Origin of the sequence: Streptomyces sp. NBC_01288 (genome assembly GCF_035982055.1) — a bacterium.
GTDB lineage: Bacteria > Actinomycetota > Actinomycetes > Streptomycetales > Streptomycetaceae > Streptomyces.
In genome coordinates, this window is record NZ_CP108427.1 from 4,370,647 (window position 1) to 4,393,108 (window position 22,462).

At 68.2% G+C, this 22,462-nt stretch carries 22 protein-coding genes; 5 read left to right on the forward strand and 17 right to left on the reverse strand.

Annotated elements, in window-relative coordinates:
* Positions 1-4: 4 nt before the first annotated feature.
* Genes nuoK through OG194_RS19320 form a run of 11 tightly spaced genes read right to left on the reverse strand, consistent with a single transcriptional unit; the run spans position 5 to position 10,799 of the window.
* Positions 5-304: an NADH-quinone oxidoreductase subunit NuoK gene (nuoK, locus tag OG194_RS19270; protein WP_016437642.1), complete on the reverse strand. Its 300-nt coding sequence runs from the start codon at positions 302-304 to the stop codon at positions 5-7.
* Complete coding sequence (locus OG194_RS19275) at positions 301-1,146, reverse strand: NADH-quinone oxidoreductase subunit J (RefSeq protein ID WP_327402069.1); 846 nt, start codon at positions 1,144-1,146, stop codon at positions 301-303. Before OG194_RS19275 ends, nuoK begins: the two co-directional genes overlap by 4 nt.
* Positions 1,143-1,754 (reverse strand): NADH-quinone oxidoreductase subunit NuoI, encoded by a 612-nt coding sequence (gene nuoI, locus OG194_RS19280; RefSeq protein ID WP_327402070.1) that lies wholly within the window; start codon positions 1,752-1,754, stop codon positions 1,143-1,145. Before nuoI ends, OG194_RS19275 begins: the two co-directional genes overlap by 4 nt.
* Entirely contained in the window at positions 1,747-3,123 is a 1,377-nt protein-coding gene (gene nuoH / locus OG194_RS19285; protein WP_327402071.1) for an NADH-quinone oxidoreductase subunit NuoH, read from the reverse strand. Before nuoH ends, nuoI begins: the two co-directional genes overlap by 8 nt.
* Positions 3,120-5,624, reverse strand: coding sequence for an NADH-quinone oxidoreductase subunit G (locus OG194_RS19290; RefSeq protein ID WP_327402072.1), 2,505 nt, complete (start codon positions 5,622-5,624; stop codon positions 3,120-3,122). The genes nuoH and OG194_RS19290 overlap by 4 nt, the downstream gene beginning before the upstream one ends.
* Positions 5,621-6,967, reverse strand: a complete 1,347-nt coding sequence (nuoF, locus tag OG194_RS19295; protein WP_399397453.1) for an NADH-quinone oxidoreductase subunit NuoF — start codon at positions 6,965-6,967, stop codon at positions 5,621-5,623. Before nuoF ends, OG194_RS19290 begins: the two co-directional genes overlap by 4 nt.
* Positions 6,967-7,818 (reverse strand): NADH-quinone oxidoreductase subunit NuoE, encoded by an 852-nt coding sequence (gene nuoE, locus OG194_RS19300; RefSeq protein ID WP_327402074.1) that lies wholly within the window; start codon positions 7,816-7,818, stop codon positions 6,967-6,969. The genes nuoF and nuoE overlap by 1 nt, the downstream gene beginning before the upstream one ends.
* Positions 7,815-9,137, reverse strand: coding sequence for an NADH-quinone oxidoreductase subunit D (locus OG194_RS19305; RefSeq protein WP_327402075.1), 1,323 nt, complete (start codon positions 9,135-9,137; stop codon positions 7,815-7,817). The genes nuoE and OG194_RS19305 overlap by 4 nt, the downstream gene beginning before the upstream one ends.
* Positions 9,134-9,874, reverse strand: a complete 741-nt coding sequence (locus OG194_RS19310) for an NADH-quinone oxidoreductase subunit C (protein WP_327402076.1) — start codon at positions 9,872-9,874, stop codon at positions 9,134-9,136. The genes OG194_RS19305 and OG194_RS19310 overlap by 4 nt, the downstream gene beginning before the upstream one ends.
* Positions 9,871-10,425, reverse strand: coding sequence for a NuoB/complex I 20 kDa subunit family protein (locus OG194_RS19315; protein ID WP_006382209.1), 555 nt, complete (start codon positions 10,423-10,425; stop codon positions 9,871-9,873). The genes OG194_RS19310 and OG194_RS19315 overlap by 4 nt, the downstream gene beginning before the upstream one ends.
* A gap of 14 nt (positions 10,426-10,439) precedes the next feature.
* Positions 10,440-10,799: an NADH-quinone oxidoreductase subunit A gene (locus tag OG194_RS19320; protein ID WP_007383963.1), complete on the reverse strand. Its 360-nt coding sequence runs from the start codon at positions 10,797-10,799 to the stop codon at positions 10,440-10,442.
* Between the two features lie 745 nt (positions 10,800-11,544).
* On the opposite strand from OG194_RS19320, the gene OG194_RS19325 reads away from it, so the two are divergent.
* Together OG194_RS19325 and def are read left to right on the forward strand one after the other, a co-directional pair.
* Positions 11,545-12,354, forward strand: a complete 810-nt coding sequence (locus OG194_RS19325) for a C40 family peptidase (RefSeq protein WP_327402077.1) — start codon at positions 11,545-11,547, stop codon at positions 12,352-12,354.
* Between the two features lie 193 nt (positions 12,355-12,547).
* Positions 12,548-13,174 carry a peptide deformylase gene (def, locus tag OG194_RS19330; RefSeq protein ID WP_327402078.1) on the forward strand — a complete coding sequence of 209 codons (627 nt, stop codon included), beginning with the start codon at positions 12,548-12,550 and terminating at the stop codon, positions 13,172-13,174.
* A 12-nt stretch (positions 13,175-13,186) separates the two neighbouring features.
* On the opposite strand, the gene OG194_RS19335 is transcribed toward def, so the two are convergent.
* Complete coding sequence (locus OG194_RS19335; RefSeq protein ID WP_019061216.1) at positions 13,187-14,470, reverse strand: geranylgeranyl reductase family protein; 1,284 nt, start codon at positions 14,468-14,470, stop codon at positions 13,187-13,189.
* A 97-nt stretch (positions 14,471-14,567) separates the two neighbouring features.
* Between OG194_RS19335 and OG194_RS19340 the strand changes: the two genes are divergently transcribed.
* Together OG194_RS19340 and OG194_RS19345 are read left to right on the forward strand one after the other, a co-directional pair.
* Positions 14,568-15,074, forward strand: coding sequence for a GNAT family N-acetyltransferase (locus tag OG194_RS19340; protein ID WP_327402079.1), 507 nt, complete (start codon positions 14,568-14,570; stop codon positions 15,072-15,074).
* Positions 15,075-15,194: 120 nt separating this feature from the next.
* The gene (locus tag OG194_RS19345) at positions 15,195-15,509 is read left to right on the forward strand and encodes a PASTA domain-containing protein (protein WP_318018114.1); all 315 of its coding nucleotides are present in this window, start codon (positions 15,195-15,197) and stop codon (positions 15,507-15,509) included.
* On the opposite strand, the gene OG194_RS19350 is transcribed toward OG194_RS19345, so the two are convergent.
* From OG194_RS19350 to OG194_RS19365, 4 genes are all read right to left on the reverse strand, one after another.
* Positions 15,502-16,212: a demethylmenaquinone methyltransferase gene (locus tag OG194_RS19350; protein WP_026151058.1), complete on the reverse strand. Its 711-nt coding sequence runs from the start codon at positions 16,210-16,212 to the stop codon at positions 15,502-15,504. The two genes, OG194_RS19345 and OG194_RS19350, sit on opposite strands and share 8 nt — an antisense overlap.
* Positions 16,213-16,282: 70 nt before the next feature.
* Complete coding sequence (locus tag OG194_RS19355; protein WP_327402080.1) at positions 16,283-17,683, reverse strand: acyltransferase family protein; 1,401 nt, start codon at positions 17,681-17,683, stop codon at positions 16,283-16,285.
* On the reverse strand, positions 17,683-20,133 hold the full coding sequence (locus tag OG194_RS19360) for a bifunctional polysaccharide deacetylase/glycosyltransferase family 2 protein (protein ID WP_327402081.1): 2,451 nt from the start codon (positions 20,131-20,133) through the stop codon (positions 17,683-17,685). Before OG194_RS19360 ends, OG194_RS19355 begins: the two co-directional genes overlap by 1 nt.
* A gap of 19 nt (positions 20,134-20,152) precedes the next feature.
* A complete protein-coding gene (locus OG194_RS19365; RefSeq protein WP_327402082.1) occupies positions 20,153-20,461 on the reverse strand; it encodes a hypothetical protein in 309 nt (102 codons plus the stop codon).
* A gap of 402 nt (positions 20,462-20,863) precedes the next feature.
* Between OG194_RS19365 and OG194_RS19370 the strand changes: the two genes are divergently transcribed.
* Positions 20,864-21,913: a chitinase gene (locus OG194_RS19370; RefSeq protein WP_327402083.1), complete on the forward strand. Its 1,050-nt coding sequence runs from the start codon at positions 20,864-20,866 to the stop codon at positions 21,911-21,913.
* Positions 21,914-22,043: 130 nt separating this feature from the next.
* Here the strand turns inward: OG194_RS19370 and OG194_RS19375 are convergent, their stop codons facing one another.
* The gene (locus OG194_RS19375) at positions 22,044-22,457 is read right to left on the reverse strand and encodes an imidazolonepropionase-like domain-containing protein (protein ID WP_327402084.1); all 414 of its coding nucleotides are present in this window, start codon (positions 22,455-22,457) and stop codon (positions 22,044-22,046) included.
* Between the last annotated feature and the right edge of the window lie 5 nt (positions 22,458-22,462).

Consider the following 22,462-nt stretch of genomic DNA (forward strand, 5'->3'; position numbering starts at 1 on the left):
CCCCTCAGAGCTTCATCAGGCTGGCGTCGTCGACCGAGGCCGAGTGGCGGGAACGGAACAGCGACACGATGATCGCGAGCCCGACCACGACCTCCGCGGCGGCGACGACCATCGTGAAGAAGGCGATGACCTGACCGTCGAGGTTGCCGTGCATCCGGGAGAAGGTGACGAACGCGAGGTTGCAGGCGTTGAGCATCAGCTCGATGCACATGAAGACGACGATCGCGTTCCGCCTGATCAGCACGCCGGTCGCGCCGATCGTGAACAACAGGGCGGAGAGATAGAGGTAGTTGACGGGGTTCACTTCGACGCCTCCTCGGTCCGCTTGAGGTTCGCCGGCGCGATCTCGGTGCGCTCCAGGCGCTCCTCGGCGCGCTGCTCCAGGGCCCGCAGGTCGTTCAGCGCCTCGCTGGACACGTCGCGGATCTGACCGCGGTCACGGAGCGTCTTGCTGACCGTGAGCTCGGACGGGGTGCCGTCGGGCAGCAGGCCCTGGACGTCCACCGCGTTGTGCCGGGCGTAGACACCGGGGGCCGGGAGCGGCGGGAGGTGCTTGCCCTCGCGGACGCGCTGCTCGGACAGCTCGCGCTGGGTCTTGGGCCGCTCGGTGCGCTCGCGGTGCGTGAGCACCATGGCGCCGACGGCGGCCGTGATCAGCAGGGCGCCCGTGATCTCGAAGGCGAACACGTACTTCGTGAAGATGAGGGCGGCGAGGCCCTCCACGTTGCCGTTCGCGTTGGCCGTGCCCAGGCCGTCGAACTGCGTGAGCGAGGCGTTGCCGATGCCCGCGAACAGCAGGATGCCGAAGCCGAGCCCGCAGAGAAGGGCCAGCCAGCGCTGGCCCTTGATGGTCTCCGTCAGGGAGTCCGCGGCCGTGACGCCGACCAGCATCACCACGAAGAGGAACAGCATCATGATCGCGCCCGTGTAGACGACGATCTGCACGATGCCCAGGAAGTAGGCGCCGTTGGCGAGGTAGAACACCGCCAGGATGATCATGGTCCCGGCGAGCGAGAGGGCGCTGTGCACCGCCCTCCTCATGAGGACGGTGGACAGGGCGCCGATCACCGCGACCGTGCCGAGGACCCAGAACTGGAAGGCCTCGCCGGTGGAGGTGGAGTAGGCGGCGGCGAACTGCGCGCTCATGCCTCCACCTCCTCTTCCTCGGGCTTCTCGCCCTTGGAGACGGCGACTTGGGGCACCGTGCCGGGCGCGGCCTCCGTCACCAGGCCCCGGTAGTAGTCCTGTTCGTCCATCCCCGGGTAGATGGCGTGCGGGCTGTCGACCATGGTGTCGTCGAGGCCCGCCAGCAGCTGTTCCTTGGTGTAGATGAGGTTCGCGCGGCTGGTGTCGGCCAGCTCGAACTCGTTGGTCATCGTCAACGCGCGCGTGGGGCACGCCTCGATGCACAGGCCGCACAGGATGCAGCGGGCGTAGTTGATCTGGTAGACGCGCCCGTACCGCTCGCCCGGCGAGTAGCGCTCCTCGTCGGTGTTGTCGGCGCCCTCCACATAGATGGCGTCGGCGGGGCAGGCCCAGGCGCACAACTCGCAGCCGACGCACTTCTCCAGGCCGTCCGGATGGCGGTTGAGCTGGTGCCGTCCGTGGAACCGGGGGGCTGTGGTCTTCTCCTGCTCCGGGTACTGCTCGGTCAGCCGCTTCTTGAACATGGCCTTGAAGGTCACGCCGAAGCCGGCCACGGGGTTCTGGAAGCCAGGCTTCGTCTGCCCGGTCTCCTCTGGCTCCTCAGCCATCGGACGCCTCCTTTCCATCCAGAGATCCGTCACTGCCAGTGTCCGACCCACCACTGACAATCAACTCCCGCTCGCGGCGCGAGGGGCGTCGAGGCACCGGTGGCAACTCCTGTCCCGGCAGCGGCGGTACGGGGAATCCGCCCGCCATCGCGTCGAACCCGGCGGGTTCCTCGGCCAGTCGCGCGTCGTCCTTGGCCTTCTGGCGGAACATGTCCGCGATGAAGGACAGCAACAGCAGGACGAGCACACCACCGCCGATGTAGAGGGCGATGTCGGCGAAGTCGTAGTTCTCGTTCTTCAGGGTCCGTACGGTCGCGACGAGCATCAGCCAGACCACGGAGACCGGGATGAGGACCTTCCAGCCGAGCTTCATCAACTGGTCGTAGCGCACGCGCGGGAGCGTGCCGCGGAGCCAGATGAAGAAGAACAGCAGCAGCTGGACCTTGATGACGAACCAGAGCATCGGCCACCAGCCGTGGTTCGCGCCCTCCCAGAAGGAGCTGATCGGCCACGGGGCCCGCCAGCCGCCCAGGAAGAGCGTGGTCGACACCGCGGAGACCGTCACCATGTTCACGTACTCGGCGAGCATGAAGAGCGCGAACTTGATCGACGAGTACTCGGTGTTGAAGCCGCCGACCAGGTCGCCCTCGGACTCCGGCATGTCGAAGGGAGCGCGGTTGGTCTCGCCGACCATCGTGATGATGTAGATGATGAAGGAGACCGGCAGCAGGACGATGTACCAGCGGTCGTGCTGTTGTTCAACGATCGTCGAGGTCGACATCGACCCGGAGTAGAGGAACACCGAGGCGAACGCGGCGCCCATCGCGATCTCGTAGGAGATCATCTGCGCGCAGGAGCGCAGACCGCCCAGCAGCGGGTAGGTGGAGCCGGAGCTCCAGCCCGCCAGGACGATGCCGTAGATGCCGACCGAGGCGACCGCGAGGATGTAGAGCATCGCGATCGGCAGGTCGGTGAGCTGCATCGTGGTGCGCTGGCCGAAGATCGAGACCTCGTTGTCGGCGGGCCCGAAGGGGATCACCGCGATCGCCATGAAGGCCGGGATGGCCGCGATGATCGGCGCGAGGACGTAGATCAGCTTGTCCGCGCGCTTGACGATCAGGTCTTCCTTGAGCATCAGCTTCACGCCGTCGGCGAGCGACTGGAGCATGCCCCAGGGGCCGTGCCGGTTGGGGCCGATGCGCAGCTGCATCCAGGCGACGACCTTGCGTTCCCAGACGATCGAGAACAGCACGGTGATCATCAGGAACGCGAAGCAGAACACCGCTTTGACGACGACCAGCCACCAGGGGTCGCGGCCGAACATGGAGAGGTCTTCGGCAGCGAGGTACGGGTACGGGTACGGGCTCATGCCTCCACCTCCTTGGGGGCCTCGCCCGCGAGCGTGGCCGGGCCGATGCGGACGAGTGCGCCGGGCAGCGCCCCGGTGTCGGAGGCGACGCCCCCGCCGGTGGAGTTCAGCGGGAGCCAGACCACGCGGTCGGGCATCTCGGTGATCCGCAGCGGGAGTTCGACGGTTCCGGAGCCGCCGGTCACGGCGAGCGCGTCACCGTCCTTGACGCCCGCCTCGGCGGCCGTGGCGGCCGACACGCGCGCGTGGGCGGCGTGCCGGGTGCCGGCGAGTGCTTCGTCGCCCTCCTGGAGCGCACCCTGGTCGAGCAGCAGCCGGTGCCCGGCGAGCACGGCCTCCCCGGCGGCCGGCCGAGGCAGCACGCCCGCGGTCTCCAGCGGATCGCTGGCCCGCGGCCCGTCCCAGGGCCCGAGCCGGTCCAACTCCGCGCGCGTGGTGCGCAGATCGGGCAGACCCAGGTGGACGTCCATGGCGTCGGCCAGCATGTGCAGCACACGCGCGTCGGTCGGGGCGAGGGTGCGGGTCATCTGGTCGGGCTTGAGCGCGGCGTCGAAGAAGCGGACCCGGCCCTCCCAGTTGAGGAAGGCGCCCGCCTTCTCGGCGACCGCCGCGACCGGGAGGACGACGTCTGCGTGTTCGGTGACCTCGCTGGGCCGCAGTTCGAGCGACACCAGGAAGCCGACTTCGTGCAGTGCCGCACGCGCGCGTGCCGGGTCGGACAGGTCGCCCGGCTCCACACCGGCGACGAGCAGCGCCCGGAGTTCACCACCGGCGGCGGCCTCGACGATCTGGCCGGCGTCGCGGCCGTAGCGGTGCGGGAGTTCGGCGACGCCCCAGGCGACGGCGACCTCGTCACGCGCGCGTGGGTCGGTGGCCGGACGTCCGCCCGGGAGCAGCGACGGCAGCGCGCCCGCCTCGATCGCCCCGCGCTCCCCGGCCCGGCGCGGAATCCACACCAGCCGGGCACCGGTGGCGAACGCGGCCCGTACGGCGGCGGTGAGACCACCGGCGACGGCGGCCAGCCGCTCCCCGACGACGATCACGGCGCCTTCGGTGCGCAGCGCCTCGGAGGCGCGGGCGCCGTCGTCCTCCAGACCGAACCCGCTGGCGAGCGCGTCCAGCCACTCGGTCTCGGTGCCGGGAGCGGCCGGCAGCAGGATGCCGCCCGCCTTGTCCAGTCCGCGCGTGGCGTGGGTAGCGAGCGAGAACACCCGCTGCCCGTGCTTGCGCGAGGCCTTGCGCAGCCTCAGGAAGACGCCGGGCGCCTCCTCCTCGGACTCGAACCCGACCAGCAGGACGGCGGGCGCCTTCTCCAGGGAGGTGTACGTGACGCCGTTGCCGTCGAGGTCCCGGCCGCGTCCGGCGACCCGGGCGGCCAGGAAGTCGGCCTCCTCGCTGCTGTGCACGCGTGCGCGGAAGTCGATGTCGTTGGTGTCGAGCGCCACGCGCGCGAACTTGCTGTACGCGTAGGCGTCCTCGATGGTGAGGCGGCCGCCGGTCAGGACTCCGGTCCGGCCCCGCGCCGCCGACAGTCCCTGGGCGGCGGCCTCCAGGGCCTCCGGCCAGGACGCGGGCTCCAGGACGCCGTCCGCGTTGCGCACCAGGGGCGTCTGCAACCGGTCGCGCTGCTGCGCGTACCGGAAGCCGAAGCGCCCCTTGTCGCAGATCCACTCCTCGTTGACCTCGGGGTCCACGGCGGCCAGGCGCCGCATGACCTTGCCGCGCCGGTGGTCGGTGCGGGTCGCACAGCCACCGGAGCAGTGCTCGCACACCGAGGGCGTGGAGACCAGGTCGAAGGGGCGCGAGCGGAATCGGTACGCCGCCGAGGTGAGCGCGCCCACCGGGCAGATCTGGATGGTGTTCCCGGAGAAGTACGACTCGAAGGGGTCGCCCTCACCGGTGCCGATCTGCTGGAGCGCGCCCCGCTCGACCATCTCGATCATCGGGTCGCCCGCGACCTGGTTGGAGAACCGGGTGCAGCGCGCGCACAGCACGCACCGCTCGCGGTCCAGCAGTACCTGGGTGGAGATCGGGACGGGCTTCTCGTAGGTCCGCTTCTTGCCCTCGAAGCGGGACTCGGCGTTGCCGTGGGACATCGCCTGGTTCTGAAGCGGGCATTCGCCGCCCTTGTCGCAGACCGGGCAGTCCAGCGGGTGGTTGATGAGGAGCAGCTCCATCACACCGTGCTGGGACTTCTCCGCGACCGGCGAGGTGAGCTGGGTCTTGACGACCATGCCGTCGGTGCACGTGATCGTGCAGGACGCCATCGGTTTGCGCTGGCCCTCGACCTCGACGATGCACTGCCGGCAGGCGCCGACCGGGTCGAGGAGGGGATGGTCGCAGAACCTGGGGATCTCGATGCCGAGTTGCTCGGCGGCGCGGATGACCAGGGTGCCCTTGGGCACGCTGATCTCGGCACCGTCGATCGTCAGCGAGACGAGATCCTCGGGCGGGACCGCCGCTTCACCCCCTCCGGAGGGGGCGTTCGTGGTCACCGTCATGCGTTCACCTCCGTGCGGTCGGCCCAGGCCGTGGACTTGGCCGGGTCGAAGGGGCAGCCCCGGCCCGTGATGTGCTGCTCGTACTCCTCGCGGAAGTACTTGAGCGAGGAGAAGATCGGCGAGGCGGCACCGTCGCCGAGGGCGCAGAAGGACTTGCCGTTGATGTTGTCGGCGATGTCGTTCAGCTTGTCGAGGTCGGACATGGCGCCCTTGCCGGCCTCGATGTCGCGCAGCAACTGCACGAGCCAGTACGTCCCTTCACGGCACGGTGTGCACTTGCCGCAGGACTCGTGGGCGTAGAACTCGGTCCAGCGGGTGACGGCACGCACGACGCAGGTCGTCTCGTCGAAACATTGCAGAGCTTTGGTGCCGAGCATGGAACCCGCGGCACCCACTCCCTCGTAATCAAGAGGGACGTCGAGGTGCTCGTCGGTGAACATCGGCGTGGAAGACCCGCCCGGCGTCCAGAACTTGAGGCGATGACCGGCCCTGATCCCGCCGCTCATGTCGAGCAGTTGGCGGAGGGTGATGCCGAGCGGCGCCTCGTACTGACCGGGACTGGTGACATGGCCGCTGAGCGAGTAGAGCGTGAAGCCCGGGGACTTCTCGCTGCCCATCGACCTGAACCATTCCTTGCCTTTTTGCAGAATGGCGGGAACTGACGCGATCGACTCGACGTTATTCACAACAGTCGGGCACGCATAGAGGCCCGCGACCGCAGGGAAAGGGGGACGGAGCCGCGGTTGACCACGGCGGCCTTCGAGCGAGTCGAGCAGCGCGGTCTCCTCACCGCAGATGTACGCGCCCGCACCCGCGTGCACGGTGAGCTGGAGATCGAGCCCGCTGCCCAGGATGTTCTCGCCGAGGTAGCCCGCCTCGTACGCCTCGCGTACGGCCTCGTGCAACCGCCGCAAAACGGGGACGACTTCACCACGCAGATAGATGAAGGCATGCGACGACCTGATGGCATAACACGCGATGACAATGCCCTCGATGAGGCTATGCGGGTTGGCGAAAAGGAGCGGGATGTCCTTACAGGTGCCCGGCTCCGACTCGTCGGCGTTGACAACTAGATAGTGCGGTTTTCCATCCCCTTGGGGAATGAATTGCCATTTCATTCCGGTGGGGAAGCCGGCGCCGCCGCGACCGCGCAGACCGGAGTCCTTCACATACGCGATGAGGTCGTCCGGCGACATGGCGAGCGCCTTGCGGAGCCCCTCGTATCCCTCGTGCCTTTTGTAGACGTCCAGACTCCAGGACTTGTCCTCGTCCCAGAAGGCCGACAGCACGGGTGCGAGCAGCTTCTCGGGGCTGTGGTCTTTCAGTTCGGGTGCCAAGGTCATCACTCCCCCTCCTCGGCGACAGGCCCCGCCGGGTGGGCGGGATCCGAGGCCGACGTGTCCTGCGGCGCATCGTGCGAACTGAGGTGCTCGGTCGTCGGCGACGTGTCCTGCGGTGCACCGGAGCCCCGCGGATGGACCACGCGCGCGGGTGCGGTCTCTCCCCTGGCCAGGCGGAGGCCCACCAGCGACGCGGGTCCCGCACCGCCACTTGCCTCGACGGCCCCTGGCCGCTCGTCGGGGAAGCCGGCGAGGATCCGCGCGGTCTCCTTGAAGGTGCACATCGGCGCCCCGCGCGTGGGCTCCACCGGAGCGCCCGTGCGCAGGTCGTCGACGAGGCGACGGGCGCTGGCCGGGGTCTGGTTGTCGAAGAACTCCCAGTTGACCATCACCACCGGCGCGAAGTCGCAGGCCGCGTTGCACTCGATGTGCTCCAGGGTGACCTTGCCGTCGTCGGTGGTCTCACCGTTGCCGACGCCCAGGTGCTCCTGGAGCGACTCGAAGATCGCGTCGCCGCCCATCACCGCGCACAGGGTGTTGGTGCAGACCCCGACCTGGTAGTCACCGCTCGGCCGGCGCCGGTACATGGAGTAGAAGGTCGCCACCGCGGCGACCTCCGCCGTCGTCAGGCCCAGCAGGGCCGCGCAGAACTGCTGCCCGGTGCGCGTGACATGACCCTCCTCCGCCTGCACGAGATGCAGCAACGGCAGGAGGGCCGAGCGGGAGTCCGGGTAGCGGGCGATGATCTCCCGCCCGTCGGCCTCCAGTCGGGCCCGGACGTCGTCCGGGTAGGCGGGCGCGGGCAGTTGGGGCATGCCCAGACTGACGCCCTGCTCCGAAGAACTGGTGGTCACCGGTCGACGCCTCCCATCACGGGGTCGATGGACGCGACGGCGACGATGACGTCGGCGACCTGGCCGCCCTCGCACATCGCCGCCATGGCCTGAAGGTTGGTGAAGGACGGGTCCCTGAAGTGGACCCGGTAGGGGCGGGTGCCTCCGTCGGACACGGCGTGCACCCCGAGTTCGCCCTTGGGCGACTCGACCGCCGCGTACGCCTGTCCCGGCGGGACGCGGAAGCCTTCGGTCACCAGCTTGAAGTGGTGGATCAGGGCCTCCATGGAGGTGCCCATGATCTGCTTGATGTGGTCGAGCGAGTTGCCCAACCCATCAGGCCCGAGGGCGAGTTGGGCGGGCCAGGCGATCTTCTTGTCGGCGACCATGACCGGACCGGGCTGTAGCCGGTCCAGACACTGCTCGACGATCCTGAGCGACTGCCGCATCTCCTCCAGGCGGATGAGGAAGCGGCCGTAGGAGTCGCAGGTGTCCGCGGTCGGGATGTCGAAGTCGTACGTCTCGTAGTCGCAGTACGGCTGCGCCTTGCGCAGGTCGTGCGGCAGACCCGTGGAGCGAAGGATCGGGCCGGTGGCACCGAGGGCCATGCAGCCGGCCAGGTCGAGGTAACCGACGTCCTGCATACGGGCCTTGAAGATGGGGTTCCCGGTGGCGAGCTTGTCGTACTCGGGGAGGTTCTTCTTCATCTTCTTGACGAACTCGCGGATCTGGTCCACCGCGCCGGGCGGCAGGTCCTGGGCGAGTCCGCCGGGGCGGATGTACGCGTGGTTCATCCGCAGGCCCGTGATGAGCTCGTAGATGTCGAGAATCATTTCACGATCGCGGAATCCGTAGATCATGATCGTGGTGGCGCCGAGTTCCATGCCGCCGGTGGCGATGCACACCAGGTGGGAGGACATCCGGTTCAGCTCCATCAGGAGTACCCGGATGATCTTCGCCCGCTCGGTGATCTGGTCCTCGACGCCGAGGAGTTTCTCGACGGCGAGACAGTAGGCGGTCTCGTTGAAGAAGGACGTCAGATAGTCCATGCGCGTCACGAACGTGGTGCCCTGCGTCCACGTGCGGTATTCGAGGTTCTTCTCGATACCGGTGTGCAGGTAGCCGATGCCGCAGCGGGCCTCGGTGACCGTCTCGCCGTCGATCTCCAGGATCAGACGGAGCACACCGTGCGTGGAGGGGTGCTGGGGCCCCATGTTGACGACGATGCGCTCGTCGTCGGCCTTGGCCGCGGACTGGACCACCTCGTCCCAGTCACCACCGGTGACCGTATATACGGTGCCCTCGGTGGTTTCCCGAGCGGATGCTGACTGCGTGCTCACGAGTACGACCTCCGCTGGTCCGGAGCCGGGATCTGGGCGCCCTTGTACTCGACGGCGATGCCGCCGAGGGGGTAGTCCTTGCGCTGCGGGTGGCCCGGCCAGTCGTCCGGCATCATGATCCGCGTCAGGGCCGGGTGACCGTCGAAGACGATGCCGAAGAAGTCGTAGGTCTCGCGCTCGTGCCAGTCGTTGGTCGGATAGACCGGGACCAGGGACGGGATGTGCGGATCGCTGTCCGGGGCGCTGACTTCGAGGCGGATCAACCGGTTGTGGGTGATCGAGCGCAGGTGGTAGACGGCGTGCAGCTCGCGGCCCTTGTCGTGCAGGTAGTGGACCGCGCTGACGCCGGTGCAGAGTTCGAAGCGCAGGGCCGGGTCGTCGCGCAGGGTCTGGGCGACGCGGACCAGGTGCTCGCGTTCGATGTGGAAGGTGAGTTCACCGCGGTCGACGATCGTCTTCTCGATCGCGTTGCCGGGCAGCAGGCCCTGTTCTTCCAGGGCGCCCTCCAGCTCGTCGGCGACCTCGTCGAACCAACCGCCGTAGGGCCGGCTCGCCTCGCCCGGCAGGCGGACCGAGCGGACCAGGCCGCCGTAACCGGAGGTGTCGCCGCCGTTGTTGGCGCCGAACATGCCGCGCTGGACGCGGATCTCCTCGCCCTCGCCGCGCTGGCCGGGGAGGTTGGAGGCGCCCGGATCCTGCTCCGGGTCGGCTCCGTTGGTGCCGTTCGCGTCACTCACCGCAGCAGGCCCTTCATCTCGATGGTGGGCAGTGCCTTGAGCGCCGCTTCCTCCGCCTCACGGGCCGCCTCCTCGGCGTTCACACCGAGCTTGGAGGACTGGATCTTCTGGTGGAGCTTGAGGATCGCGTCGATCAGCATCTCGGGGCGTGGCGGGCAGCCCGGGAGGTAGATGTCGACCGGGACGATGTGATCGACGCCCTGCACGATCGCGTAGTTGTTGAACATGCCGCCCGACGAGGCGCAAACGCCCATGGAGATGACCCACTTGGGGTTCGGCATCTGGTCATAGACCTGCCGCAGGACCGGCGCCATCTTCTGGCTGACCCGGCCCGCGACGATCATCAGGTCCGCCTGGCGGGGTGATCCGCGGAAGACCTCCATGCCGAAGCGCGCGAGGTCGTAGCGTCCGGCGCCGGTCGTCATCATCTCGATGGCGCAGCAGGCGAGTCCGAACGTGGCCGGGAAGACGGACGCCTTGCGTACCCAGCCCGCGGCCTGCTCGACGGTGGTCAGCAGGAAACCGCTCGGCAGCTTTTCTTCGAGTCCCATGAGTTAAAGGCCCCTCAGTCCCATTCCAGGCCGCCGCGCCGCCATACGTACGCGTACGCGACGAAGACGGTGAGCACGAAGAGCAGCATCTCCACGAGCCCGAAAACACCCAGGGCGTCGAAGGTGACGGCCCAGGGGTAGAGGAAGACGATCTCGATGTCGAAGACGATGAAGAGCATCGCCGTCAGGTAGTACTTGATGGGGAAGCGCCCGCCGCCGGCCGGCGTGGGGGTCGGCTCGATGCCGCACTCGTACGCTTCGAGCTTGGCCCGGTTGTACCGCTTCGGACCGATCAGCGTGGCCATGACCACGGAGAAGATCGCAAAGCCTGCCCCGAGGGCTCCCAGTACGAGGATGGGCGCATACGCGTTCACCGCTCCTCGCTCCTCTCAGTCGGCACTGACTGCTGGCGATGGCATCGGGTCCGTTTCCGGCTCACGCGCCGCCCAACCCCCGTTCGTCCCAACGAAGATCGAGAACATGTGAAGCAGGTCACAAGCCCAACTGCCTCGCATCTTATGCCCGGCGCTCTGTGATCTGCGACACGGGGTATTACACAAGCTTTGTGATCTCCACCACCTGACCGTGGATCATCAAGCCAGGCGAGCGGCGATCTTCGCACGTGAAGCGTCCGACTGATCACCAGAGGTGACATTTCCGCTCGTCATCGCAGGCCGAGGGCGGCATCTCAATATCAAGAGGCTTCCCTTGCATGCAAATTGGAGTTGGACGGGACCGCTTGATAGTGGAGGCCCGTTCACACATCAGAGGGAGGCGCGCGGCACGGTGTGGACGCGTGCACGCGTTCACGAAGTCACCCGTCCGCGGTACCCACGCAGGACGCACGCATTCCGGTAACCGTTCCGTGACCTCCGCCACACTCATGAGAGGCGCATGAGAACGGGGCTTGGCCACCTGTCCCAACAGGTGGTAGGTCGCGGGCAATTCGGGCGTACCGACGAAAGACCGTGATCACGGGCCTGATCGCCCAGGTCCGCAATGTCCGTTACGGCGTCAATAAGGAACGACACACCCGGGGTTGATGGGGCCCGTTGAACAATTGTGGCGCAGCACACGTTTCTTGAAGGTATGGAGGAGCCCCTGATACCGGTTGGTCTCATGTCCCACACCGCTCACATACGCAGCCACCGGAAACCCCGCCGCAGCGCGACGACGAACATCGCCGTGCGGGCCGGAGTTGCCGGTGGCGTTCTCAGCATGGCGGCGGCTGGTGCAGCCTCGGCCAATGCCGCCGAGACAACGCAGACCCTGCAACTGCCCACCCTGACCGCCGATCTGTCCACACAGGTCGCCCAGTCCGCCGAGGCCACGCAGCAGGCCGCGGCGAACTACCAGCTACAGGCCGAGCGCGACACGGCAGCCGCAAACGCCGCGAAGCAGGCCAAGGCGGACCTCGCGGTCGCCAAGAAGAAGGCGGAGGCCAAGAAGAAGGCTCAGGAGGCCGCTCGCAAGGAGGCTGCGGCGAAGGCGGCCTCACGCAGCTCCGAGAGGACCACCCTGGCCTCTACGGCGACCACGAGCGCCTCCACGAGCACCAGCTCGTCGACGGCGACCGGTTCGGCCGCGACCATCGTGGCCTTCGTGAAGGCCCAGATCGGCAAGTCCTATGTCCTGGGCGCCACCGGCCCCAGCGCCTACGACTGCTCCGGGCTCGTCGGGGCCGCCTTCAAGCAGGTCGGCGTCAGCCTGCCGCGCGTCTCCCAGGATCAGTCGACCGCGGGTACTCAGGTGTCCCTGAGCAACCTTCAGGCCGGCGACATCCTGTACTGGGGCAGCGCGGGCAGCGCCTATCACGTGGCGGTGTACGTGGGCGACGGCATGTTCGTCGGCGCGCAGAACCCCTCCACCGGCATCGTGGAGCGGCCCCTGTCGTACGACATGCCGACCGGCGCGGTGCGGGTGCTCTGAACCCGCGCACGACGCCGTGAGCATGGGGCCGCTGCCTCGGGGGCAGCGGTCCCCTCGGCGTGTCCTCCGGTACCCCGGACCCACGGGGTGTTCCCACTACCGGAGTTCGCGGCTCTCCTGAAAGGCTCTCTTCTCAAGGTTCTCAAGTTCGGCTAACCAGACGGCCGGACGCCAAACCCGAGGAGAGCAACTCATGCCACGTGTCTTCGTCCAGGGCCGCCCCGTCGACTCCTACCCCCGGCCCGCGCCCGAGGCCGGACGCGGTTCCGTGCGGCGCGTCACCGAGGTCGGCGAAGAGGTCCTGCATCGGCCGAGCCGGGACGTGACCGAGTTCGGGCCCGACCTCGCCGCGCTCATCGACGACATGTTCCTCACCATGTACGTCGCCGACGGAGCCGGCCTCGCGGCCAACCAAGTGGGCGTCGATCTGCGCCTGTTCGTGTACGACTGCCCCGACGACGACGGTGTCCGGCATGTCGGACACATCATCAATCCGGTGCTGGACCCGCTCGACCCGGCCGGGCGCCGGCTGCTCGACGAGGGCGAGGGCTGCCTGTCGGTGCCGGGCGCCGTGATGGACGTACCGCGTCCGGACCGGGCCGTGGTGCGCGGGCTCGACAAGGACGGCACCGCGCTGGTGATCGAGGGCACGGGGTACTTCGCCCGCTGCCTCGCCCACGAGACCGACCACGTCAACGGCCAGGTGTATCTGGACCGGCTCTCCAAGCGGGACCGCAAGGAGGCGCTGCGGCAGGTGACGGACCGGCGTGACGAGGTGTTCGCCCGCCGGGCCGCCAAGACAGCCGCGCTCAGCGGCTGATCGCACCCACGGTCACGCCTTCGGCGCCACCTTGCTCAGCCCGTTGATGATGCGGTCCATCGCGTCGCCGCCCGTGGGGTCGGTGAGGTTGGCCAGCATCTTCAGGGTGAACTTCATCAGCAAGGGGTGCGTCAGGCCGCGCTGGGCCGCGATCTTCATGACCTTCGGGTTGCCGATGAGCTTCACGAAGGCGCGGCCCAGCGTGTAGTAGCCGCCGTAGGTGTCCTTGAGGACCTGCGGGTAGCGCTGGAGGGCGAGTTCGCGGCTCGCGGGGGTGGGGCGGGCGTGGGCCTGGACGATGACGTCGGCGGCGATCTGGCCGGACTCCATGGCGTAGGCGATGCCCTCGCCGTTGAACGGGTTCACCAGGCCGCCGGCGTCGCCGACCAACAACAACCCCTTCGTGTAGTGGGGTTGGCGGTTGAAGGCCATCGGGAGGGCGGCGCCGCGGATCGGGCCGGTCATGTTTTCGGGGGTGTAGCCCCAGTCCTCGGGCATGGACGCGCACCAGGCCTTCAGCACCTCGCGCCAGTCCAACTCCTTGAAGGAATCAGAGGTGTTGAGGACACCGAGGCCGACGTTCGAGGTGCCGTCGCCCATGCCGAAGATCCAGCCGTAGCCGGGTAGCAGGCGGTCCTCGGCGCCACGGCGGTCCCACAGTTCCAGCCAGGACTCCAGGTAGTCGTCCTCGTGGCGGGGCGAGGTGAAGTACGTCCGGACCGCCACGCCCATCGGGCGGTCCTCGCGGCGGTGCAGGCCCATCGCCAGGGAGAGGCGGGTGGAGTTGCCGTCGGCGGCGACCACCAGGGGCGCGTGGAAGGTGACTTCGCGTTTCTCCTCGCCGAGCTTGGCGTTGACGCCGGTGATCCGGCCGGTGCGCTCGTCGACGATCGGGGCGCCGACGTTGCAGCGCTCGTAGAGACGGGCGCCGGCCTTCTGGGCGTTGTGGGCGAGCTGTTCGTCGAAGTCGTCGCGCTTTCGGACGAGGCCGTAGTCCGGGAAGGAGGCGAGTTCCGGCCAGTCCAGCTGGAGGCGGACCCCGCCGCCGATGATGCGCAGGCCCTTGTTGCGCAGCCAGCCGGCCTCCTCGGAGATGTCGATGCCCATGGCCACGAGCTGCTTGGTGGCGCGCGGGGTGAGTCCGTCGCCGCACACCTTCTCGCGCGGGAACTCGGTCTTCTCCAGCAGGAGTACGTCGAGTCCGGACTTGGCGAGGTGGTAGGCGGTGGCGGAGCCGGCTGGCCCCGCGCCGACGACGATCACATCGGCGGTGTTTTCGGAGAGGGGCTCGGTCACGGCGGGATCTCCCCAAGTTCGGAATCTGCGTGCCGACCGGCACTGGACATGGGCAGTCTATTCAGCGCCACTGATCACCAGGCTGAAGGGCTGCCCCGTGAACCGAGCTCTCCCCGCAGTACGGCTGCGCGTCCCGACCGACGAGGACGCCGTGGCCTGGCACCGGGCCTTCGCCCACCCGGACGTCATGGAGTTCCACGGCGGGAAAGCCGCGGAGCTGTCCGTCTACGAGGAACTCACCGCCCGCCAGCGCCGGCACGACGCGGAGCGCGGTTTCTGCCTGTGGACGATGCTCGACGCCGAGGACCGGGTCATCGGCTTCACCGGCGCCCAGCCGTGGCCGCAGGACTGGGGACCGAAGGGTGAGATCGAGATCGGCTGGCGGCTGGGGCGGGAGTTCTGGGGCCAGGGGTATGCCACGGCGGCCGCGGAGACGACCCTGGAGCGGGTGCGGGCGGCCGGGGTGCCGAGCGTGGTGGCGATGGTCCTGGCCCGCAACACCCGGTCCATCGCGGTGACCCAGCGGCTGGGCATGCACCTCGCCGAGGTCTTCACCACGCCCTCGCGCGAGGAGGAGGGCCACTGCTACCGGCTCGACCTGTAACCCAGAGTAACCATCCGCTACAGAACGACACTTGACGCTTCCGGTCGGGACCGGACCGGGGTTACCCTTCCCGTACCGCTGGGGGTGACATCTGTGCGTATAACGCCCAAAACACCTGAAGTGCGCGTGCCACGGCTCGTCGGCCTGATGGCCGTGGACGCGCGCGAGACGGCCCAGTCGCGCGGGCTGTTCATCAACTCTCCGGACCGGCCCGACTTCCATCTCGCCGTCGTCGACTACGTCGTACGGCAGTACCCGCAGCCCGACGCCGAGGTGCCGCGGGACTCCGTGATCTACGTCTGGTTCGACTTCGGCGAGGGGGACGGCGGAGGCGGTATGCGCGAGCCGCGCATCCCCCGGCCGCCGAGCGGCGGAATGCAGCGCGAGCTGGACGAGCCGCCGGGCGACGCGTTCTTCGAGACGGTGATCAGGTAGCGGAGCCCACGCTGTCCTTGAAACCCCGGTGCAGGGCCACGATCCCCCCGCTGAGGTTGCGATACGCGACCTTCGACCAGCCGGCCTTGCGGAGCCGCTCGGCCAGTGCGGGCTGGTCGGGCCAGGCGCGGATGGACTCGGCGAGGTAGACGTACGCGTCCGGGTTCGAGGAGACGGTCCGGGCGACCGGCGGCAGCGCGCGCATCAGGTACTCGGTGTAGACCGTGCGGAAGGGCGCCCAGGTCGGGTGCGAGAACTCGCAGATCACCACCCGGCCGCCGGGCTTGGTCACCCGGTACAGCTCGCGCAGCGCGGTGTCCGTGTCCTGCACGTTGCGCAGCCCGAAGGAGATGGTCACGGCGTCGAACGTGTCGTCCTTGAACGGCAGTCTGGTCGCGTCGCCGGCCGTGAGCGGCAGCCAGGGGTGGCGCTTCTTGCCGACCTGGAGCATGCCGAGGGAGAAGTCGCAGGGCACCACATAGGCGCCGCTGCGGGCGAAGGGGAGGGACGAGGTCGCCGTACCGGCGGCGAGGTCCAGGATCTTCTGCGCGGGGCGGGCGTCGACCGCCTTCGTGACCTCCTTGCGCCATCGGCGGTCCTGGCCCAGCGACAGCACGTCGTTGGTGAGGTCGTACCGTTCCGCCACGTCGTCGAACATCGAGGCGACTTCGTGCGGCTGCTTGTCCAGGGATGCGCGGGTCACGGGCCCATTGTGGCAGTACGGGCCGGGCATCCCGAAGGCGCCCGGCCCGCACTCACCCACGAACACCTGCTCACGACGGCAGCAGTCTCGGTTTCTTCTTCGCCGCCACGTCCTCCACCCAGCCGCACAGCACGATGAAGACGGCGATGAGAATCCAGCCGATGCCGAACATGAACCACTGGCTCCCCAGCGGCAGCCACTTCTCGAAGGCGGGCACCTTCCAGAACTGGTCGGTCAGCGGCACCGCGAGCACCAGCGCGATCTCGTGCCAGAGATAGATCGTCACGGCCCGCGAGTTGAAGATCGTGACGATCCGGTCGAGCCGCTTGAACCGGGTCAGCCAGGCGAAGTCGATGTTGAAGTAGGCCTTGGCCCACATCAGCAGCATGACGTAACCGGCCGACCAGTACGTCTGGGCGAGCGGGTTCTCGTCCAGGTCGTACGTCCCAGCCTCGGCCTGGTGCGTGAAGGCGTACCAGCCGCCGAAGACGATCGCGGCGACCGACAGCGTGACCACCAGGAACGGCTTCAGCTTCTGGAGTACGCCGTCGCGGTGCGCGAAGCCGAGGATCCAGCAGAAGAGGTACGTCGACAGGTCCCAGAGCGCGTTGCCGAAGCGGTTGTCCGGCCCCGCCCACACGTACTTGAGGACGACGATCGGCACAAGCGTCAGCAGCAGCACCGGAATCGGCGCCTTGCGGAAGATCCACAGCAGCACCGGCGACAGCATCACGAACCACAGATACGTCCGCAGGTACCAGAGGATCTCCCAGGCCTGCGTGCCCCAGGCGTTGCCCGGCGGATCCCCGACCGGCACGATCCAGAAGACGATCTGCCAGCCCGGCATCCAGTCGTGGATCATCATCGCGACGAGCACGAAGAAACCCCAGAACCAGAACGGCGGCAGCAACCTCCGCATCCGGCTCTTGACCACCTTCAGCGCGGGCCGCTCCAGCGACTTCGCCATCAGCGTCCCGGCCAGCCCGAACATGATCCCCATCGAGGGGAACACCATCCCGCACCAGGCCCACCCGAAGGTGTGGTAGGTCACGACCCGGACCAGCGCGACGGCCCGCAGAGTGTCGAAGTACCGGTCCCGGCCCGCCTTTTGGGGCGCGGCCTTCTCGGCGGGCTCCTCGACAACCTCGTCCACGGCCTTCTCGGCCACCGGCTCCGGCTCGGCCTCCGGCTCCACCGCGGGCAGCGTCGCCGTCTCTCCTACGACGCCCGTCCCCGCACCCTGCCCGTAGTCCGTCCCCGCGTACTGCTGCGGATACGGCGCCTGTTGCTGGTGCGACGGCTGTTGCTGGTACGGCTGCTGCTGATACGGGTACGGCGAGGGCTGCTGCTGCGGCTGGCCGTACGGCTGAGGCTGCCCGTACCCGTCGTAGCCGTACGGCTGTTGGGGCTGCTGGGGCTGTTGCGGTTGGCCGTAGCCACCCCCGTATCCCTGCTGTTGTTCCCAGCTCATCAGCTCGCCCCCGCCGGTGTGCCGACCTCGCCGGTGCGCTTGAGTTTCTGCCAGCGCAGCCGGCCGCCGGTCAGGGCGGTGATGCTGGAGTGGATGAGGACCAGGTACATCATCTGGCGGTAGGCCAGCTGCTGGAGCGGCATCATCAGCAGGTAGCGGTACTTCTCCTTGTCGAGCCTGAACGCGTAGGCCGCGCACAGGAGTTGGATGCCGAGCACCGCGAACCACATCGCGAGGGACGCCCAGAAGTCGACGAAGATCATCGAGTAGACGGTGAAGACGTCGATCAGCGGGGCGAAGACCGGCGTGATGATCTGGAAGATGACCACCAGGGGCATCCCGACCCGGCCGAAGCGACCCGAAGGACCCTTGTCCGTAAGGGACTTGCGGTGCTTCCACAGCGCCTGCATAGTGCCGTAGGACCAGCGGTAGCGCTGCGACCAGAGCTGCTTGAGGGAGGCCGGGGCCTCGGTCCAGGCCCTGGCGTGCTCCTGGTAGACGACCCGCCAGCCCTCGCGGTGCATGGCGATGGTGATGTCCGTGTCCTCGGCGAGCGTGTCCTCGCTCATGCCGCCGACCTGGAGGACCGCCTCGCGGCGGAACGCGCCGATCGCGCCCGGGATGGTGGGCATGCAGCGCAGCAGGTCGTACATGCGGCGGTCGAGGTTGAAGCCCATCACGTACTCGATGTGCTGCCAGGCGCCGATGATCGTGTTGCGGTTGCCGACCTTGGCGTTGCCCGCGACCGCGCCGACCTCGGGGTCCGCGAAGGGCTGCACCAACTGCCGTACGGTGTCGGGTTCGAAGACGGTGTCGCCGTCCATCATCACGACGATGTCGTAACTCGCGCTGCGCACACCGTTGTTGAGGGCGGCGGGCTTGCCCGCGTTCTCCTGGCGGATGACCCGGACGTTCGTCATGCCGAAGGAACGGGCGGCTTCGCGCGCGATCTCGGAGGTGCCGTCCGAGGAGCCGTCGTCGACGACGATGACCTCGATCGGGTGGGTGCTCTTCGCCAGCGACTCAAGGGTGTTGGCGATGCACTCCTTCTCGTTGTACGCAGGGACGATCACCGTCACCGGGCGGGTGACCGTGGGTCCCCAGCTGAACCGGCGTTTGTTGCGCTGTCTGTAGTGGCGCCGGGCGAGGATCAGCATCATCCCGAAGCGGCTCATGACGGCGACGCCGACGACGGTGAGGCCCGCCGCGAGTCCCGGCACCACCCACTCGGCGACGGTGACGGCGTAGATGAGCGCCTTGCCCTCGTAGAGGGTCATGCCGGTGGCCTCGCGGTGGGCGCCCTGGAGGACCGAGGTCCGCCCGTTGCCGGTACCGGAGCGGTTGCCGCCCGCTCCCCCGGTGCCGCCGGCCGCCGCGCCGCCGACCGCCGAGTCGACCGGGGTCTGGCCGTTGCCCGTGCCGGTGCCACCGGTACCGCCCGGTGCGGCGGACGGCGCGGCGGAAGGTGTCGCGGACGGCTTGGCGCCGGCCTCGACGTTGCCGGTGCTCGTCCCGGCAGCCGCGCCCGCTCCGGCACCCGCGCCGGCCCCGTTCGCCCGCTCGGCGGAGTTGTTCTTGGCGATGGCGCCGCTCACGGTGGTGAACGTGTAGCCCTTCGCCTTCATCTTCGCGATGTACGTGGGCAGCGCCTTCATGGTCTGCGAACGCACACCACCGGCGTCGTGGAACAGCACCGAGGAACCCGAAGTCCCGGACGGCGTCGCCCACTTGATGATCTTCGCGACGCCGGGCTGCTTCCAGTCGTCGCTGTCGGTGTCGACGAAGACGCTGGTGTAGCCCTCGGCGCCGAGCTTCTTGTAGACGGGGTAGCTGTAGTTGTCGATGGCGTCCGTCTCCGAGGAGTACGGCGCGCGGAACAGCGTCGTCGTGATGCCGGCCGCGCCCGCCAGCGCGAGTTGCGTCTGCTGCATCTCGCGCTTGACGCGGGCGTCGCTCTGGTAGGAGAGGTCGACGTGGGTGAAGGTGTGGATGCCCACCTCTTCGCCCTGCGCGACCATCTGCTTCACGATGTCCGGGTAGCGCGAGACCATCGAGCCCACCAGGAAGAACGTGGCGGGCACGTCGTACTTCTTGAGGATCTTCAGGACCGTGGGCGTGTAGGTGGGGTTCGGGCCGTCGTCGAAGGTGAGGACGATGGTCTTCTTCGGGACGGTCTGGGTGACCGGCTTGCCGTTCCGGAAGGTCAGGATCGGGCCGCCGTTGAGCACCTTGTCGGGAACCTTGCTGGCGCTCGCGCCGTCCCGGACGCGTTCGTCGCCGCCGACTTCCGCGCGCAGGTAGCCGTCGAGCAGCATCACGCAGGTGAGGCCGAGCAGAAGCAGCAGGGCGAGAATCACTCGGGGCCGCTGGAGCGCGGAGGCCTTGCCGCGCGCCCGCGCCATCCGCGTGGGGGCGCGTCGGCGCCCGCGCGAGGGAGTCGTCGTAGTCATGACTGCGCGTGCACTCCCGTCAGTTCGCGGTGGCGGAGGCGGACGGGGCCGCACCGGTGGGGGCGCCCGAGGGGATGTCGGTCGGAGCGCCGGACGGAGCGCCGGAGGGCGCTACACCGCCTCTGCCTCCGTCGGGGGCGTTGCCGCCGCCGGGAGCGGAACCGGCCTGGCCGCCGCCGAAGGGCAGCAGCGAGGAGGGGTTGGCGGAGATGCCCCAGCCCATGAACGCCATGCCGAGTACGAACGCGTACCCGAGGCAGACGGTGCCCATGAGGAGGCCGATCCGGCGCAGCACCTTTGACCGGCGGCCGGAGTTGTCAACGAACACGGGACCTTCAGCGGACCCGTTGCCGGATTTGCGGCGGCGACCCCGCGCAGAGGCGCGGTTATCGATGGCGGACTCGGATTGCATTCCCCAGACATTAGGCCGCCTTTATGTGACCAAAACTCTGATTCTCTTGTGAGCCCGCCCAGAAAAAAGCCGCAACCTGTGCCTTCCCTTAGAGAACCCAGGAAAAGCCTTATGAGCGGCCGGTGTCAGTAGTGTCCCCAATTTTCCGCTTCGCCGCCCGGCTTGACCGTTTCGCGCAACGATACCCGTGGGTTTCCTATGTTTTTTCTGTCTTCGTGAGACACAGCCCCATGTGCTTCATTTAGCCTTCGGAAACCGACTCTGTTTCCATCCTGAGACAGAAATCACCGTCCCGAGACGGAAAGGGTGCATGCTCATATGAGGAGTTTCCTGAAACCGGCGGCCGGGCTCACCTGCTTGTTTGCCCTCGCGGTCACCGGATGCTCCTCCAGCTCCGGTGACTCGTCGGACTCGTCCTCCGGAGGGACGGACAGCGCTACGTCCACACCGTCGTCGACGCCGTCGTCGTCCGCCTCGTCGGGCTCGTCGTCGAGCACGGCCTACGCCCCGTACGTCAGCGCCACGACGGCCTCGGACATGGACGGCAAGGGGTCCCCGTCGACGTACAACCTGTCCTTCGCCATCGCCAAGGGCAGCACCTGCACGCCTGAGTGGAACGGTACGACCGCGATCGACAACTCGGCGGTGGAGTCCAGGATTTCGGCGCTGAAGACCTCCGGGGCCACGGTCCGGGTCTCCTTCGGCGGGGCGTCCGGCAAGGAGCTAGCGGAGACCTGCACCAGCGCGACCGCCCTCGCGAAGGCGTACGGCGAGGCGCTGGACGCGGCGGGCTCCACGCAGGCGGACTTCGACATCGAGGGTGACGCGCTGACCGACTCCACGTCGGTCGCCCTGCGCTCCAAGGCGATAGCCCTGCTCCAGAAGGAGCGCACCGACCTCAAGGTCTCCTTCACCCTGCCCGTGATGCCGTCCGGCCTCGACTCCGACAGCCTGGCGCTGCTGGAGTCCGCCAACGACAACGCGGTGGCCGTCTCCACGGTCAACATCATGACGATGAACTACGGCGAGTCGTACACCGCTGACATGGGCGACTACGCGATCACGTCCGCTACGGCCACGCACACCCAGTTGAAGAAGGTGTTCGGGCTCTCGGACGCGGGGGCCTGGCAGGGGATGGCGCTCACATCGATGCTGGGCGTGAACGATGTCTCCGGGGAGACGTTCTCGCTCTCGGACGCGGCGCAGGTGCGGACGTTCGCCGAGTCGAAGAAGATCGCGTGGGTGTCGATGTGGTCGACGTTCCGGGATCAGCAGTGTGAGAGCGGTAGTTCGGACGACGACGCGGCTACGGACTGCAGTGGGGTGACGCAGTCTGCGGGGGCGTTCGGGGAAGCGTTTGCCGGGTGACGGGTGCGTTGTCGGGTGACGGTGCGTTGTGGCTGGTCGCGCAGTTCCCCGCGCCCCTAAAAGAAGGGGTGTTGGACTGCGCGGCGGAGCCGCAAAATGGCACAGCCCCGCGCCCCTAAAAGAAACGCCCTTAGCGGCGTCGGTGAACCAACCGGCCCGCACACACCGTTGCGATGCATGTGCCGGCCTCGTCGAATACGGCGAGGTCGGCTCGGCCCAAGTCGACAAGAGTCGTAGGGCGTGGGGCGGCGAGGACCATGACGTCGTTCCGCTGTGCCGCCGCCCGGAGTTCGAGGGAGTCGACGTGTTGTGCCAGGACGGCGGTCGCGCCCGTTTTCAGTACGGCGTGGATGCGTTCGCGGGGGCTCGGGGCGTCCGGGAGGGGGCCCTCGTGGACGCGGGCGGGACCCAGCGCACCCGGCCAACTCCGTACCCGGGCGCCGGGAAAGCGGTCCTGGATCTCCGCCAGCGTCCCCACACCCACCACCCGGGCGCCCTCGACGGCGACGGCTCCGCCCTCGTCCGCCGTGTGAATCGTCAGCACAGGAG

Coding starts and splice junctions, on each gene's coding strand:
- nuoF (WP_399397453.1), bottom strand. CDS start 6,967: ATGACCTTGGCACCCGAACTGAAAGACCACAGCCCCGAGAAGCTGCTC.
- def (WP_327402078.1), top strand. CDS start 12,548: ATGCCACGTGTCTTCGTCCAGGGCCGCCCCGTCGACTCCTACCCCCGG.
- OG194_RS19325 (WP_327402077.1), top strand. CDS start 11,545: ATGTCCCACACCGCTCACATACGCAGCCACCGGAAACCCCGCCGCAGC.
- OG194_RS19355 (WP_327402080.1), bottom strand. CDS start 17,683: ATGAGCTGGGAACAACAGCAGGGATACGGGGGTGGCTACGGCCAACCG.
- OG194_RS19360 (WP_327402081.1), bottom strand. CDS start 20,133: ATGACTACGACGACTCCCTCGCGCGGGCGCCGACGCGCCCCCACGCGG.
- OG194_RS19275 (WP_327402069.1), bottom strand. CDS start 1,146: ATGAGCGCGCAGTTCGCCGCCGCCTACTCCACCTCCACCGGCGAGGCC.
- OG194_RS19315 (WP_006382209.1), bottom strand. CDS start 10,425: ATGGGACTCGAAGAAAAGCTGCCGAGCGGTTTCCTGCTGACCACCGTC.
- nuoH (WP_327402071.1), bottom strand. CDS start 3,123: ATGAGCCCGTACCCGTACCCGTACCTCGCTGCCGAAGACCTCTCCATG.
- OG194_RS19370 (WP_327402083.1), top strand. CDS start 20,864: ATGAGGAGTTTCCTGAAACCGGCGGCCGGGCTCACCTGCTTGTTTGCC.
- nuoI (WP_327402070.1), bottom strand. CDS start 1,754: ATGGCTGAGGAGCCAGAGGAGACCGGGCAGACGAAGCCTGGCTTCCAG.
- OG194_RS19290 (WP_327402072.1), bottom strand. CDS start 5,624: ATGACGGTGACCACGAACGCCCCCTCCGGAGGGGGTGAAGCGGCGGTC.